The 14,854-nt window shown below is 62.4% G+C and carries 12 protein-coding genes; 3 read left to right on the forward strand and 9 right to left on the reverse strand.

Translation table 11 applies throughout. From position 1 onward, the window contains the following. Positions 1-75: 75 nt before the first annotated feature. Positions 76-1,167, reverse strand: a complete 1,092-nt coding sequence (locus tag I6L48_RS10365) for an alpha/beta hydrolase (protein WP_216988034.1) — start codon at positions 1,165-1,167, stop codon at positions 76-78. Positions 1,168-1,577: 410 nt separating this feature from the next. On the opposite strand from I6L48_RS10365, the gene icd reads away from it, so the two are divergent. Next, positions 1,578-2,831, forward strand: coding sequence for an NADP-dependent isocitrate dehydrogenase (icd, locus tag I6L48_RS10370; RefSeq protein ID WP_010673630.1), 1,254 nt, complete (start codon positions 1,578-1,580; stop codon positions 2,829-2,831). 66 nt (positions 2,832-2,897) lie between these two features. On the opposite strand, the gene I6L48_RS10375 is transcribed toward icd, so the two are convergent. Both I6L48_RS10375 and dsdA read right to left on the reverse strand, forming a co-directional pair. Further along, entirely contained in the window at positions 2,898-3,074 is a 177-nt protein-coding gene (locus I6L48_RS10375) for a hypothetical protein (protein WP_010673631.1), read from the reverse strand. Between the two features lie 339 nt (positions 3,075-3,413). Then, positions 3,414-4,745: a D-serine ammonia-lyase gene (dsdA, locus tag I6L48_RS10380; RefSeq protein WP_216988035.1), complete on the reverse strand. Its 1,332-nt coding sequence runs from the start codon at positions 4,743-4,745 to the stop codon at positions 3,414-3,416. A 215-nt stretch (positions 4,746-4,960) separates the two neighbouring features. Between dsdA and dsdC the strand changes: the two genes are divergently transcribed. Next, entirely contained in the window at positions 4,961-5,905 is a 945-nt protein-coding gene (dsdC, locus tag I6L48_RS10385; RefSeq protein WP_216988036.1) for a DNA-binding transcriptional regulator DsdC, read from the forward strand. Positions 5,906-6,254: 349 nt separating this feature from the next. Continuing rightward, positions 6,255-6,662 (forward strand): H-NS family nucleoid-associated regulatory protein, encoded by a 408-nt coding sequence (locus I6L48_RS10390; RefSeq protein ID WP_010673634.1) that lies wholly within the window; start codon positions 6,255-6,257, stop codon positions 6,660-6,662. Positions 6,663-7,132: 470 nt separating this feature from the next. Here the strand turns inward: I6L48_RS10390 and I6L48_RS10395 are convergent, their stop codons facing one another. The 6 genes from I6L48_RS10395 to I6L48_RS10420 all read right to left on the reverse strand — a co-directional run bounded on the left by I6L48_RS10395 (position 7,133) and on the right by I6L48_RS10420 (position 14,613). Beyond that, positions 7,133-8,239 (reverse strand): 3-deoxy-7-phosphoheptulonate synthase, encoded by a 1,107-nt coding sequence (locus I6L48_RS10395; protein WP_053288273.1) that lies wholly within the window; start codon positions 8,237-8,239, stop codon positions 7,133-7,135. 251 nt (positions 8,240-8,490) lie between these two features. Beyond that, positions 8,491-9,297: a siderophore-interacting protein gene (locus I6L48_RS10400; protein WP_216988037.1), complete on the reverse strand. Its 807-nt coding sequence runs from the start codon at positions 9,295-9,297 to the stop codon at positions 8,491-8,493. A gap of 132 nt (positions 9,298-9,429) precedes the next feature. Next, positions 9,430-10,803 (reverse strand): efflux transporter outer membrane subunit, encoded by a 1,374-nt coding sequence (locus tag I6L48_RS10405; RefSeq protein WP_216988038.1) that lies wholly within the window; start codon positions 10,801-10,803, stop codon positions 9,430-9,432. Further along, entirely contained in the window at positions 10,800-12,818 is a 2,019-nt protein-coding gene (locus I6L48_RS10410; RefSeq protein ID WP_216988039.1) for a MacB family efflux pump subunit, read from the reverse strand. Before I6L48_RS10410 ends, I6L48_RS10405 begins: the two co-directional genes overlap by 4 nt. Then, positions 12,815-13,978 carry an efflux RND transporter periplasmic adaptor subunit gene (locus tag I6L48_RS10415; RefSeq protein WP_216988040.1) on the reverse strand — a complete coding sequence of 388 codons (1,164 nt, stop codon included), beginning with the start codon at positions 13,976-13,978 and terminating at the stop codon, positions 12,815-12,817. Before I6L48_RS10415 ends, I6L48_RS10410 begins: the two co-directional genes overlap by 4 nt. Before the next feature lie 194 nt (positions 13,979-14,172). Continuing rightward, entirely contained in the window at positions 14,173-14,613 is a 441-nt protein-coding gene (locus I6L48_RS10420) for a universal stress protein (protein WP_049636816.1), read from the reverse strand. Positions 14,614-14,854: the final 241 nt, after the last annotated feature.

Genomic DNA, 14,854 nt, shown 5'->3' on the forward strand with positions numbered 1-14,854 from the left:
GCCTTGTGGCCACCAAGTGAGCGCATAATGAAAAACCACCGCCCTGTTCGGGGCGGTGGTTTTTTTGCGCAGTGGCTAGAGGCGATAGAGGTTCTGGGCCGCATCGAACAGCTCCGCGCGCTCGCCGATGCCGCCGTTGAAGACGGTGTGGAAGAAGCGCAGCACCTTCTCGTTGGCGAGGGCATCCCCTTCGAAGTAGGCGTGAGAGTCCCCCACATGGGGCTGATTGGTCACGTCCACGTAGGTGGCCGTTCTGGCGTCCAGCCGCCGGGTGTAGTGGCCGAGCCTCGCCTTTTGCTGCTCCCCCATCTTCATGCGCGATGCCATCAGGGCACCATCGCGCTCATTGATGGTGATGTAGAGGCGGTTGCGACACTGGATGCGATCGACCCACTGGGCGTGAAGCTCGTTGTTGGTGTCGGCCGCGGCCATGATGATGTTGTCGAACAGCAGCTGGTTGGCGTGGTAGGTGGTGCTGCCCAGCAGGTGCTTGAACAGGTAGTTGCCCATGCTGTGCAGCAGCAGGTTGATGGTGAAGGGGCAGCGCTTGTTCACCTCCTTGGCGAAGTAGCGATCCCAGGCCTCGCCGTTGTCGGCGAACTTCTTCTGGGCCTTCTCTTCCAGTTGCGTCACATACTGGCCGTTGAACTCGTCGAGCAGCCCCTTCATCTTCTCCAGCACCCGGTCAAGGGCCCCGGCCGAGGCCAGGGCATCGCGCTTGTCGCTCTTGTAGCTCAGCACGCCCCGGGCGCCGCCGCCATTGGCGGGCCAGCTGAAGCAGAGCACCTCGACGCCGTAACGGGCCTCGAGCCCCGCGGCTCGCTCCAGCACATCGTCAAGATCGTTGTTGAAGCCGTGTACGAACAGCAGCAGGTGTTTGCCGGTCTTGAGCTTCTGCTTGGCCGTGCTGCCGGTCCCGGCGCAGCGCTCCAGCAGCTTGCGCGCCACATAGGCGCTGGCCGGGTGGGGGAGGTCGGGGTCAAGGCCGACGCTGGCGGCCATCTCGGCGGTGATCTGATCCGGCAGCAGGTCCAGCTGCCACTGCTTGCCCTGACGCCGGGCCTCGGCGAGGCGCAGTTCGTTGGGGCCCTCTGCGGGTTTTTCGCCAAAGATCTCGCTGGGGGTCTTGCCCTGCTCGTTGACCATCCGGTTGGTGACGATAAACATGGTGTTCTCCTTGTTGTCGTGCTCTCTTCATGACCGGCCACGCCCCGGGCGCCCCGATCACTGGCAAAGAGCCTAGTCCGGATCCGGCAGCCTGTCCCCCGGCGCGCCTTGCCTCGCCAAAGGGGTTACGACGATGTAAAGGCGAACGGGATTTGGGGGAGTGGCGCCTTCGGGGCGGCGAGGGCAGGAAGACGCTGTCATCACTAGAGGAAGAGGCCCGGATGGACGGGGCCTGCGCCTCGTCAGGACCAGAGGGCGGCGAGGGAGGAGGGGATCCTGAGGCGCACTGTGATCCACTCCCCGACTATGGTCTGACATGCACGCCCGCTATTTGATTATGCAAATGGATGGGCTTAAGATGGCCGCGCGCAACGATCAGATTGATAACAAACGGAAGTTAGGAGATGCCGATGGAAAGCAAAGTAGTTATCCCGACCCAGGGCCAGAAAATCACAGTCGATGCCAGCGGCAAGCTGCAGGTTCCCCACAACCCCATCATTCCGTTTATCGAAGGGGATGGTATCGGTGTGGACGTGACCCCGGCCATGTTGAATGTGGTGAATGCTGCGGTCGAGAAAGCCTACAAAGGCGAGCGCAAGATCGCCTGGATGGAGATCTATACCGGCGAGAAGTCGACTCATGTCTATGGCGAAGGTGCCTGGCTGCCGGCCGAAACCCTGGATTTCATTCGTGAATACTGCGTGGCCATCAAGGGCCCGCTGACCACCCCGGTCGGCGGCGGTATTCGCTCCCTCAACGTGGCCCTGCGCCAGGAGCTGGATCTCTACGTCTGCCTGCGCCCGGTCCGTTACTACGAAGGGACCCCGAGCCCGGTCAAGCACCCCGAGCTGACCGACATGGTGATCTTCCGCGAGAACGCCGAAGACATCTACGCCGGCATCGAGTGGAAGGCGGACAGCGATGAAGCCAAGAAGGTGATCGCTTTCCTGCAAAACGAGATGGGCGTGAAGAAAATTCGCTTCCCCGAGTCCTGCGGCATCGGCATCAAGCCCATGTCCAAGGCCGGTACCGAGCGTCTGGTCCGTGCCGCCATCGAGTACGCCATCGACAACGATCGCGACTCCGTGACCCTGGTGCACAAGGGCAACATCATGAAGTTCACCGAAGGTGCCTTCAAGGATTGGGGTTATGCCCTGGCCCAGAAAGAGTACGATGCCCAGCTCATCGACGGCGGCCCCTGGTGCTCCTTCAAGAACCCGAAAACCGGCAAGACCATCGTGGTCAAGGACGTCATCGCCGATGCCTTCCTGCAACAGATCCTGCTGCGTCCGGCCGAGTATGACGTCATTGCCTGTATGAACCTGAACGGCGACTACATCTCCGACGCGCTGGCGGCCCAGGTCGGCGGCATCGGCATCGCGCCGGGCGCCAACATCGGCGACGGCGTTGCCCTGTTCGAAGCCACCCACGGCACCGCGCCGAAATACGCTGGCCAGGACAAGGTCAACCCGGGCTCCCTCATCCTCTCTGCCGAGATGATGCTGCGCCACCTGGGCTGGACCGAGGCGGCTGACCTCATCGTCAAGGGGATGGAAGCGGCCATCGCCAACAAGACCGTCACCTATGACTTCGAGCGTCTGATGGAAGGGGCCACCCTGCGTTCCTGCTCCCAGTTCGCCCAGGACATGATCGACCAGATGTGATCCGGGTCGTTGAAATGCAAAACCGGCGCCATGAGCGCCGGTTTTTTTATGGAGGAGAGCAGGTCGTCAGGTGGTTTTTTCCACGTGCTGCTCGTAGATCTGCTGCCATTTGCTGGTCTCGGCCTCATCTCCACGGGCCTGCCAGAATTCGCAGATGGAGCTGGCGAGCTCGGATGCCATGGCGTGGTCTCCGTCACGGCGGCTCATCAGATATTGTCCCAACCAGCTTTGATATTGTTTCATCGCCCGATCTCCTTATCTAAGGTGCCCAGAGGGGAGTGCTCCAAGCGTCAAGGTCGCGCAGGAGCGATTCGAACTGGGCACATGTTGTGCTGCGCCCGGCAGGTGTTGGTCGCCGGAACCGGTGGTTATCTCACCGGAAAAAGGGGACAACGGGGCGCAGATGTCAAAAAACGGTCTCTATCGTATCACAAAATAACCAGTCGGTGGGGCTGGATGACAAATCAGGCTGTCCAGCAGTCTGGCCGTCTGTGTCATGGGGGCGAGGGCTGAGGTGCCATCTTGCTGATCTCGCAGCAGAAAAACCCGCCAGGTCGGCGGGTCACGGGGGCGAAAAAAAGATCAGATCCGGGCGCAGGCCAGGTATTTTTCCATCTCCTCGGCGGGCACCATGCCGCCGCCGGTGGCCCACACCAGGTGGGTGGCACCGGCCATCTTGGCTGCATCCAGTCCCTGCCCACTCTGCCACTCAAGGTTGGCGGCCACTCGCCAGGGGCCTGCCATGCCCGCCAGTGCCGAGGGCTCGAGCCGGATCTCTTCATCCCGGGCCAGGAGCCCCAGCAGGTCGTACATCTCCTGATCGCTCAGGGTGTAGAAGCCCGCAAGCAGGCGTTCCATGGCGCGGCCGACAAAACCGGAGGCGCGTCCCACCGCGAGGCCGTCGGCGGCGGTGAGGTTGTCGATGCCAAGGTCTTGCACCGCAATGGCATCGTGCAACCCGGTGTGGACCCCGAGCAGCATGCAGGGGGAGTGGGTAGGTTCGGCGAACAGGCAGTGCACGTTGTCCCCGAACGCCAGCTTGAGACCAAAGGCCACTCCGCCGGGGCCACCGCCGACGCCGCAAGGCAGGTAGACGAAGAGCGGATGGTCGGCGTCCACCCTGATGCCCATCTCGTCGAACTGCTTTTTCACCCGCTCACCGGCCACCGCGTAGCCGAGGAACAGGGTGCGGGAGTGCTCGTCGTCGATGAAGAAACAGTTGGGGTCGCGCTCGGCCTCCTTGCGTCCCTGCTCCACCGCCACCCCGTAATCCTCGGCGTATTCCACCACGATGGCGCCATGTTCGCGCAACTTTTTCTTTTTCCACTCCCGCGCATCGGCGGACATGTGGACGGTGACGCGAAAGCCGAGGCGGGCGCTCATGATGCCGATGGAGAGGCCGAGGTTGCCGGTCGACCCCACCGCGATGCTGTACTGGCTGAAGAAGTGGCGGAACTCGTCCGAGAACAGCGTGCGATAGTCATCCGTCTCGCGCAGCAGCCCAGCCTGGATGGCCAGGTGTTCGGCATGGGCCAGCACCTCGTGGATGCCGCCGCGCGCCTTGATGGAGCCGGAGATGGGCAGGTGGCTGTCTTGTTTGAGCAGCAACCTGCCGGTGAGTTTGACGCCGTAGCGCTTATTGAGGGTCCCCTGCAGGGTCGGGATGGCGGCGATCCCGGACTCGATGATGCCGTGGCTGGCGCGGGTTTCGGGGAAGGCCTCGCACAGGTAGGGGGCGAAGCGGGCGAGCCGGGCGGAGGCGGTGGCCACATCGTGCCGGGTGAGCCCCACATGGGGCAATCCTTCCGCGAGGGAGGTGGCCCCCGGATTGAACCAGGTCACAGGGGTGAGGGCGATCAGCGGCTCGAGCAGGGGAAAGCGGGTGATGAGCCCGGCAATGTCGGTGTGTGTCATGAAAGCCTCTCGGGGTGGTGACGGAATCATCCCATTGAATGGCACCAGCGTTGCCGTGACAAATGATAAAACGCGTCGCTTGGATGAGCCCAGTTGATGCAAATGGTCATCTACCCTGCTGTCTCTTCGAATACGGGTGAGTTGAGTCTTCCTGGTGAATGCAAACCTCGCCCTTCTGGTATCATCCGCCAGATAAAAGAGAGGGAGGCCCAACCATGCAACGCGATGAGCACCCGGGGGTGAGGAGCAAGCTGCTCAGCAGTCATCAGCTCGCCAGGCTCCACACCTTCGAGGCGGCGGCCCGCCACGGCTCCTTTGCGCTCGCCGCCGACGAGCTCTCCTTGAGCCCAAGCGCGGTGAGCCACCGCATCTCGGCCCTGGAAGAGGCACTCGGGTTTTTGCTGTTCCAGCGCTTTCACCGCAAGGTAGCCTTGACCACGGAGGGGCAGCGCATCTTCTGGGCGCTCACCTCCTCCCTGGAGTTCATCAATCAGGAGGTGCTGGAGATCAGGGAGCAGGCGCTGTCGGGCTCCCTGACGCTGCACTCGCGCCCCTCCATCGCCCAGTGCTGGCTGGTGCCAAGGCTCGCCGATTTTTCCCGTCTGCATCCTCACATCGAGCTCAACCTGCTGACGGGCAACGAGCACATAAACCTGCACGGCTACGGCATCGATCTGACCCTCAACTTCGATGCCAGAACCCCGACGGGCCTGGCCATCCACCCCCTGATGGATGAATACATGGTGCCGGTGTGCAGCCCGCAATACGCCAGCGACCACGGTCTGATGGGGGAGGTGGGGAATCTGCAGCAGTGCCGCCTGCTCCATGACAGGCAGGCCTGGGGCCTGGACACCGACAGCGACGAGTGGCGCACCTGGGGGAGCCACTGGCATCTCTCCCTGGAGGCTTGCGCGTCGCACATGGGATTTGATCGAGCGGATCTGGCGATCCTTGCCGCCACCCACCACGCCGGTGTCGCCATGGGGCGCAGGCAGCTGGCAAGCCAGGCGCTGGCGAGCGGAGCGCTGGTGATGCCCTTCCCGGATATGGCGGTGCGCTGCGAGCCGCGTTATTACCTGGCGACCCTCCCTCATCGCCAGTGTCCCAAGATCCAGGCATTCATCCGCTGGATACAGGATCAGGCGCAAGGGGCATCCTGAAACGGGACCTGGTTTATTGTCCGCGAAGGTCATGGCCATGAGCGCACTATTTGTACAATAAGTGCCGGCACTGCTGCTAAATGACCTGGCGCAGAGCGACGCGGGTAAGAGATAACACCGTGTGCAACGGATGAGGTGAGCCTGAGATTAACCGGGGAAAATAGGAAATAAAGTCTGTGAGAGTATTCCCAATAAGTATCAGGCAGGGAATTAACCACGGTGAATAATGTCCATATGGTGTCAGCGCTTTGCCGGATGGTATAAAAACATTATGTTGTTATCCAATGGGCATGCTATTCTCAAATCGTGTTATCCCTGTGACATACAAAAATAATTCTGTGAGGAAGTAATGAACGAGTTTCTGAAGGTTCTGCTGAACATTCGCAGCTTGCGCGCTGCCATTCGTGAACTGCCGTTTGAGCAACTGCAAGAAGCGAAAGAAAAGTTTGACCTGGTATATAACGAGCGTGCCGAGTCTGTTGAACAGGAACGTGCCGAACAGGAAGAGCGTCAGCGCAAACTGAATGAATTCACCGAAATGCTGCAACAGGCTGGTATCGATCCCCGTGAGCTGATCGGCAGCGTGGCGGCTCCGGCTGCGGCGGGCACCACCAAGAGCAAGCGTGCTCCCCGTCCTGCGAAATACAAGTACCAGGAAGACGGTCAGGAGAAGACCTGGACCGGTCAGGGTCGTATGCCCAAGGCCATCGCCGAGCAAGTTGCGCTGGGCAAGGATCTGAACGATTTCCTGATCTGATCGCCGGATCCGATTCTCGATAATGCCGCCTGCAGGGCGGCATTATTATTTTCAGAGTTCAGATGATGTCGCAGTAAAACCCAATTGCGCAGGTTACTCCGGTTAATTGGAGAGCCTCGTCTGGAATAGCCATAACCATCATGTGCCCAATAAAGGTGGCGCATCATCTTCCACGCCACCTCGCCACTTATACGCATTGAGGACTCATACAGCCCGTGTTTCTTCATCCCTTGTGAGAAACGAACATGGATACCTGCTGTGACAGAATGAAATAGCGGCGGTGGATCCTCATCAGTACGCCTGAGCGGCCCGTCTCTTTTTCATGCTGATGCATGACGTCCATCGCCTATTAATTTATCCCCTCTATTTATGGTCTGTTTGACACCGCTCTTCTGCGATATATCCGCACGATGCCGGACAACGTGCGGATGAGGCAGACACCGATTGGTGGCAAACAAATAAACCGAATGCTAGATGACGGGTTGGCCGAGTTCAGACTGAACGGCGTGTGCGTATTTTCTCCAGGTGCGGCGACGGGCTAGGACCGCCTCTGCCAGCATGGCAAGCAGGTGTTCACTCTCTTCCCAGCAGAGGCAGGCATCGGTCACTGACAGACCGTATTGCAGCTCACCCAGAGGAGCCGGTTTCTGGTTTCCTCCCAGCAAGAAGCTCTCGACCATGACGGCGGCGATGGCTTGGCTCCCTTCGCTCAGCTGGCGACAGAGCTCTTTGGCGACCTTCAGCTGGTTCGTGTGCAGCTTCTGGCTGTTGCCATGGCTGCAATCCACCATCAGGCGAGAGGGGAGTCCCTGACGGGTGAGGCGGTCTGCTGCCTCCGCCACATCGCTCTGGTGGTAGTTGGGCAGGGTGCCGCCACGCAGAATGATATGGCCGTCGGGATTGCCTTCGCTCTTGATCACTACCATGCCGCCCTGGCTGCCGGGGGCGGTGAAGAGATGGGAGGCGGTACTGGCCTGGATGGCATCGATGGCGACCCGGATATTGCCGTCCGTACCGTTCTTGAATCCCACGGGGCAGGGCAGTGCGGAGGCCAATTGCCGGTGGACCTGAGACTCCGTGGTGCGTGCCCCGATGGCGCCCCAGCTGACGAGATCGGCGAGATAGAGAAAGCTGGTGGTGTCGAGGAATTCGGTGGCGGTGGCGAGCCCCAGCCCATTGATGTCGAGCAGCACTTGGCGTGCCAGATGCAATCCCCGATTGATGTCGTTGCTGCCGTCCAGGTGCGGATCGAAGACCAGCCCCTTCCAGCCCACCGTGGTGCGCGGCTTTTCAAAATAGGCGCGCATGACTATCTGAAGGCTGTCTTCATAGGCGGTGGCGAGTCGTGCCAGCCGCCCGGCATAGTCCAGGGCCGCGACGGGATCATGGATGGAGCAGGGGCCAATCACGACCAGGAGGCGATCGTCTTCACCTGCCAGGATCCGGCGTGCCTGATGGCGCTGGTTGTCGATGTGCCGGGCCATGTCGGCCGGACAGGGGTGCTGCGCCAGCAGCTCGGCAGGGGTGGGTAGCGCCTCTATGGCGAAGGCGCGCATGACCGAATTCAAAACTGCCATCTGGAGTTACCTTGCTGTGCATGTGTGCGATGGGGAACCCGTATGCGGCATCCTGTTGGGAGCAGACAGATTCACGGCTCATCGCAGTTGTTGAGAATGATTGTCATTATCTTGGTGTTTGTCTCAAATGCAAGCGCAATGAAATCGCCAGGCGAAGATGGGGGGAGAGGGAACGATGGCGGGGAAACCGCAGCAAAAGCAGGCCGCTTCCCCGAGGGAAGAAGCCCGCCAGTCACAAGATAAAGAGGGGATCAGCTGTCCATCACGGCGTGCCTGTCCTGGTGGTAGGCGTCTTCATCCTTGCCGCTGCGCCAGTAGGGGACTGCGTAGACCCGCTGGCGCTCGGCATCCAGGGCGCGTCTGACGTGGCGGCGCAGCGGCACGACCAGGTTCTCTTCCCCGCCAAACCAGAAATAGCTCCCCTCGGCGACCATAGGCTGGGCGGTGAAATACGCCACCAGGGTCGCTGCCTGTTCCGGGTTGCCCACGAACCAGCGCAGGTCGACGCCGGCCGGCAGCGACAGATCCTGCACGTCGTCCTGATGGGGGACCAGCAGGGCGATATGGCCGCGGGCATGGGACGGCATCACTTCCACCATGGCGCTGATGGCGGGCAGGGCGGTGAGATCCCCCGCCATGTAATAGTGCTCGGCCATTTGCAGCATGGGGTCGGGGCCGCCCGGGCCCGAGATGGCGAGCCTGTCACCCGGTTTGGCGTGCAGGGCGAAACGACTGGCGGGGCCGGCCTCGCCGTGCAGGGCGAAGTCGATGTCGAGCTCCAGCGCCTCCCGGCGAAACGCGCGTATGGTGAAGGTGCGAATGACGGGTTTCTGGGCGGGATCGAGCCAGCGAGGCCCCTTGTCGGTGGGGGTGGGCAACACTATCTCGCGCTGACCCGGTCGGGGCAGCATGATCTTGACATGAGCACCGCCACAGCTGAAGGGGTAGTCCACAAGCTCGGGGCTGGTCAGGCAGATTCGGCGCAGGTGCGGGCTCACATCCTGAACATGCTTGACGGTGAGCAGGCGGGGGCGATTGGCCGGGGCGGGTTGAGACATGGGCATACTCCTGGCTGATGATGGCGCCCATTCTTGATGAAATGAAAATTATTATCAATTGGTTTGTGGGCAGAATGGGTCGCGATTGACCTCCTCTGGATGTCCATCGCGATACCACACTCTCTGCCTGGGTCAGGTTCGATCGCTTCCCCCCAGCGCCCGATAGATGCCTGCCATGTTGTTGAGCTGGGTCTGCTGCTGTGCCAGCAGGGCGAGCTCGGCATCCCACAGGCGGTTCTGCTCATCCAGCCAGGGTTGTACCCCGGTGGCACCGGCCAGGAAACGGGCGCCAGCGAGCCTCTCGGCCTCCCGGGCATAGGCCCTCTGCTGCTCCAGATAGCGCAGCCGCTGATCCCCTTGCTGACGGGCTGCCAGGCCATCCTCCACTTCCAGCAGCGCGGTATAGAGCTGCTTGCGAAACTCGGTTTCGGCAATCTGGTAGTCGATGTCGGCGCTGGCGATGGAGAGCCGGGTCTTGTTGTACTCGAGGAAAGGGAGCGCCAGCGTGGCGCCCAGGGTGCCGACCGGATTTTGCAGCACCTGGGTCAGGGTATCCGAGGTGGTGCTGGCACCGCCGGTCAGGCTCAGGGCGGGATAAAAGCCGGTGCGGATCTCGTCTCCCCTCGCAAGGGTCTTGCGCAGCCTGAGTTCGGCGGCGCGCACATCGGGCCGCCGGGCCAGCACATCGGCTGGGATGCCGGCCGCCACGGACGGGATCGTGCCCATTACCAGGGCGTCGGGAGCGTCAGCGAGCGGCCCGCTGCTGCGGCCCAGCAGCAGGCGAAGAGCATTGCCCGCCTGTGCCCGCTGCTGGGTGAGGGTGGCGAGCTCCGCCTGCTTGCCCGCCTTCTGCTGGCTGGCCTGTACCAGATCGAGTCGGGTCACGGCGCCCGCCTCGTATTTGGCGCGGGTCAGGCGTTCAATGCGCTCCAGATTGGCCAGTTGCTGGGTGCCCAGGGTAATGGCCGAACCGAGGTAGGCCAGTTGCCAGTATTGCTCCAGGGTCTTGCCGATGAGCAGCAACCGGGTGGCGGCCAGATCCTGTTCGCTGGCCTGTGCCTCCCAGCTCGCCTGATCCCTTGCCGCGGCCAGTCTGCCCCAGAGATCCACTTCGTAGCTGAGGTTGAGGGAGGGGCCCAGGTTGCTGCTGGCGCTGCCATCTTTCATGTTCTTGGTGCCGCTGGCCCCGAGATTGGCGCTGACCGAGGGGGTGAGGTTGGTGGCAGCCAGATCGGCGCCGAGCAGGGCATTCTTGAGCTTGAGCCCGGCCACCCGCATGTCCGGGTTGGCAGCCAGCACCGCCTCGACCAGGCGATCGAGCGCAGGATCCTGGAATCCCTGCCACCAGGGGCCAGCCTGCTGCGCGGTGAGACCCCGGCTCTCCTGCTGCCATGCTGGCGCCACGTCGAGATCGGGTCTGTGATAGGTGCTCTGCTGGCTGCAGGCACCGAGGCTGGCGGTGAGCATCAGGCTTAGCCCGAGCCTTGATAGGTTGTGCATCGTCATTCCCTCGCCAGTGCCTCCACCGGATCGAGCCTGGCCGCATTGCGGGCGGGCAGGTAACCAAACAGGATCCCGATGAGGGAGGAGCACCCGAAGGCCATCAGGATGGAGAAGAGCGAGAAGCGCATCTGGAAGCTTTCCACGAGCAGGGAGAAGAGAGCGCCGATGAGCAGGGCGAGGCCGATACCGAGCAGCCCCCCCAGCAGGCTGACCATCACCGCCTCGATGAGGAACTGTTGCAGTATGTCGGACTGGCGGGCGCCGACGGCGATGCGGATCCCTATCTCCCGGGTGCGCTCCACCACCGAGACCAGCATGATGTTCATCACCCCGACGCCGCCGACGATGAGGGAGATCACCGCGATGGCGGAGACCAGCAGTGTCAGGGTAGCGGTGGTCTTCTCCACCGATTTGACGATGCTGTCGCTGCTGAAGGTGAAGAAGTCCTTCACGCCGTGGCGCTGGGTGAGCAGGGCTACTGCCGCCTGCTCGGCCAGGGCGGGCTGGACGCCGTCTTTGACCCGGATGGTGATCTGGGTGAAGTGCTGCTGGGAGAGGAGACGGCTCATGACGGCGCTGTAGGGGAGCCAGACATTGACCGACTGGCTGCTGCGGCCAAAGCCGGTCTCCTGGGTGACCACCCCCACGATGCGCACCGGCAGGGTGCCGACCAGCACCACCTGGCCGACCGGGTCCACCTTGCCGAGCAGGCTCTCTATGGTCTTGCCATCCACCACGGCGACTGCCGTCCGGTTTCGAATGTCCCGCTCATCGAGCAGGCGCCCCTGGGTGAGCGTCATCCCCTTGACCCGGAAAAAGTCGTTGCCGACCCCGATCACGCTGCCGCTGCTGGTCTTGTTGCGATAGCGAAGCTGGCCCGACGTCGCTATCTGGGGGCTGGCCCCCTCCAGATAGGGCTGGCCGAGCAGCGCGTCGAGATCCCGCTCGTTCAGGGTCTGGATGCTGGCGGCCTTCTCGTCTCCCCAGTCCTTGCCGGGGAAGATGTCGATGGTGTTGGTGCCCATGGCGTTGATGTCGTCGATCACCTTGGCGCGCGCCCCCTGACCCAGCGCCACCACGCTGACCACGGCGGCGATACCGATGATGATGCCGAGCATGGTGAGGAAGGTGCGCATGCGATGGGCCAGCATGGCGTGCAGGGCCATGCGCCCCGCCTCCCGGTAGCGATCCCAGCCCCGGCTTGCGGTGCGGACGGCGGCGCCTGTGCCCTGTGCATCTTGCCCGACAGGGGGAGGGGCCAGCTGGCTGCCATCACCTGGCAGCGGGTGGGCCGGCGCCCCGGATGGGGAGGGTGCGTTGTCATCGGTCGCCCGATGGCCGCTGTCCTCCACTACCCGCCCGTCACGCAGGGTGATGATGCGATCCGCATGGCTTGCCACCGCCATGTCGTGGGTCACCAGAATGATGGTGTGGCCCTGGGCGTGCAGCTCCTTGAGGATGGCCATCACCTCTTTGCCGCTCTGGCTGTCGAGAGCGCCGGTGGGTTCGTCCGCCAGGATCACCTCGCCGCCGTTGGCGAGCGCCCGGGCAATACTGACCCGCTGCTGCTGACCGCCGGAGAGCTGGCCGGGTCTGTGGTGGCTGCGATCCTGCAGTCCCAGGCGGGTCAGCAAGGTGCGGGCACGGGCCTGGCGATCAAGGCGGGCAGTGCCGGCATAGATGGCGGGGATCTCCACGTTGGCGGCCGCATCCAGATGGGGCAGCAGGTGATAGCGCTGGAAGATGAAGCCGAAGTGGTGGCAGCGCAGCCGTGCCAGGGAGAGGGCATCCAGGGTCGCGGTGTCCTGGCCGCGAAACAGATACTGGCCCCCGCTCGGGCGATCGAGGCAGCCCAGCAGGTTCATCAGGGTCGATTTGCCGGAGCCGGAGGCGCCGACGATGGCCACCATCTCCCCGGCATCGATGGCGAGATCCAGCGGGTGCAGCACGGTCACTTCGTGCTCTCCGCTCTGGTAGCGCCGCTCGATGCCCTTGAGACGGATCAGGGGCTCGCTCACGGCTCCATCTCCCCTTCATCGTGCAGGGCCGGTTTGCCCTGCTCCAGGATCACCTTCTCCTGCTCGCTCAGGCCGCTCATCACCTCAATCTTGATGTCATCCTTCATGCCGGTCTTGATGCGGCGGGTCTCTCTCTGGTCCCCTGTCTTGAGCAGGCTGACCTCGTACTCATTGTCGCCAGTCTTCTTGCCGAGGGCGGTCTGGGGAATGGCCAGTACCTGCTTGCGCTCGCCGAGCACGATGGTGACCTGGGTCGTCATGGCGACCCTCAACTGATGGCCGGGGTTGGGCACATCGAACAGGGCATAGTAGTAGATGGCCGCATTGCTGGTGGCCGTGGTGCTGGCCGTCTGCTCATTGATGTTGGTGGGTGCCAGCTCGACCGTGCGAAGGGTACCGTGGTAGCGAGTATCCGGATCCCCTATCAGGGTGAAATAGACCGGCATGCCCGCCTTGACACGGGTGACGTCCGCTTCGGAGATCTGGGCCTTGACCGTCATGGTGTCGAGATTGGCGAGCTTGAGCAGGGTCGGTACCGTCTGGCTGGCGGCCAGGGTCTGCCCCTGCCGGGTGACGATGGAGACAACGGTGCCATCCATGGGGGCCTGAATGCGGTTGTAGCCGAGCTCCGTCTTGGCGCGCTCCACCTTGATGATGGCGTTGTCGATGTCGGCCTGGGCGCTTTGCAGCTCGGCCCGGGTGACGGCAAGCTGGGCTTCGGCGCTCTCCAGATCCGCACGAGAGCTCGCTTCCTGCCGAAACATCTGCTGCTGGCGGCGCCAGGCAAGCTCGTTCTGTTTGAGCTGTGCCTGCTTGATCTTGAGCTGGGCGCGGCGGCTGGCCAGCTCCGCCTCGGCGGTCTTGAGGTTGTTCTGGGCGATCAGGGGATCGATCTCCGCCAGCAGCTCTCCTTGTTTGACCTGTTGACCCGCTTCCACCGCGAGATAGGTGACCTGACCCGAGACCTGAGCCCCCACATCCACCTGCTCGATGGCCTGCAGTACGCCACTGGCGAGCACCGTCTGCTCCACATCCTGGCGGGTTACCGTTGCGGTCAGTACCGGGTCCGGTGTGTTGCCTGGCCAGGCCAGCCAGGTGACGAGAGGGATCAGCACAAGGGCGAGCAGGGCGAGCTTGCCGGGTTTTCGAAGAGCTTTCATTTATCACCTGAACGAAACGAGCGAAGGCGTGCAAGGGCCATATCGTGCAGCAAATGGCCCTCAAAAAGAAGCGAGCAATGTGTAAGAAATCGTGTGGTTCTGGCGGCGACGCAGTGGAGGAGGTCAAGCTGGGGGAGGGTGACGGCGGGGCGTCAGAAACAAGAAGACCCGCTCAGGGAGCGGGTCTTGTGGTGTCAACCGACGGCTTTGAGCAAGGCGGCGTGAGGCTCGTGGCAGATCTGGATATCGAGGGGCAGTTTGTAGAGGAGCAGACGGGCCAGCGAGCCCTCCATCCAGTGATGACGGCTGCCGACCAGCAAGAGGTCGGCGGGGTGAGCGGTCAGCCAGCGCTGGAGATCCGGCACCACGTCATCCACCACCAGACACTGGTAATCCACCGGATGAGACAGCTGGGTGATGAGTTCACTGATGATCGCCTTGGCATCCAGGGTGCCCTGGGCGCTGCGCTCCTCTTGTGACAGGGACAGACTATTGCGACGGGTCTTGCTGCTGTGGGTCAGGTGCAACAAGGTCAGGTTGGCGCCCAGCCCTTGTGCCAGACGGCTCGCCTTGGCCAGTGTCTCCTGCTCGTAATCCTTGCCTTCCAGCAACAGCACAATATTGGTCGGGCTCATAAGCAGTTCTCCTTGGCAGGTGCGGGTCAGACGGCGGAAGCGCGCTCCCATCCTCCCTTCCCGCGAAATGTCAGCTCAAACGAACCCGGTGTGTTTGCATCAAGCGTCACCTTCTGTCGATGGCAACTGAAGGTACCGAGTCCGTTTACATCATCATAACAGACTGAGTTGAATGGAAAATGAAGGAGTGGGGCCGTTCGATATATGAATGAGTGCAACGAAGATGAGTGGCGTCCTGACC

Source organism: Aeromonas sp. FDAARGOS 1418 (assembly GCF_019048585.1).
Classification (GTDB): domain Bacteria; phylum Pseudomonadota; class Gammaproteobacteria; order Enterobacterales; family Aeromonadaceae; genus Aeromonas; species Aeromonas caviae.

What these genes read in the sequence shown, in the direction of transcription:
- I6L48_RS10365 (WP_216988034.1), bottom strand. Translation starts at nt 1,167, where the DNA reads ATGTTTATCGTCACCAACCGGATGGTCAACGAGCAGGGCAAGACCCCC.
- icd (WP_010673630.1), top strand. Translation starts at nt 1,578, where the DNA reads ATGGAAAGCAAAGTAGTTATCCCGACCCAGGGCCAGAAAATCACAGTC.
- I6L48_RS10375 (WP_010673631.1), bottom strand. Translation starts at nt 3,074, where the DNA reads ATGAAACAATATCAAAGCTGGTTGGGACAATATCTGATGAGCCGCCGT.
- dsdA (WP_216988035.1), bottom strand. Translation starts at nt 4,745, where the DNA reads ATGACACACACCGACATTGCCGGGCTCATCACCCGCTTTCCCCTGCTC.
- dsdC (WP_216988036.1), top strand. Translation starts at nt 4,961, where the DNA reads ATGCAACGCGATGAGCACCCGGGGGTGAGGAGCAAGCTGCTCAGCAGT.
- I6L48_RS10390 (WP_010673634.1), top strand. Translation starts at nt 6,255, where the DNA reads ATGAACGAGTTTCTGAAGGTTCTGCTGAACATTCGCAGCTTGCGCGCT.
- I6L48_RS10395 (WP_053288273.1), bottom strand. Translation starts at nt 8,239, where the DNA reads ATGGCAGTTTTGAATTCGGTCATGCGCGCCTTCGCCATAGAGGCGCTA.
- I6L48_RS10400 (WP_216988037.1), bottom strand. Translation starts at nt 9,297, where the DNA reads ATGTCTCAACCCGCCCCGGCCAATCGCCCCCGCCTGCTCACCGTCAAG.
- I6L48_RS10405 (WP_216988038.1), bottom strand. Translation starts at nt 10,803, where the DNA reads ATGACGATGCACAACCTATCAAGGCTCGGGCTAAGCCTGATGCTCACC.
- I6L48_RS10415 (WP_216988040.1), bottom strand. Translation starts at nt 13,978, where the DNA reads ATGAAAGCTCTTCGAAAACCCGGCAAGCTCGCCCTGCTCGCCCTTGTG.
- I6L48_RS10420 (WP_049636816.1), bottom strand. Translation starts at nt 14,613, where the DNA reads ATGAGCCCGACCAATATTGTGCTGTTGCTGGAAGGCAAGGATTACGAG.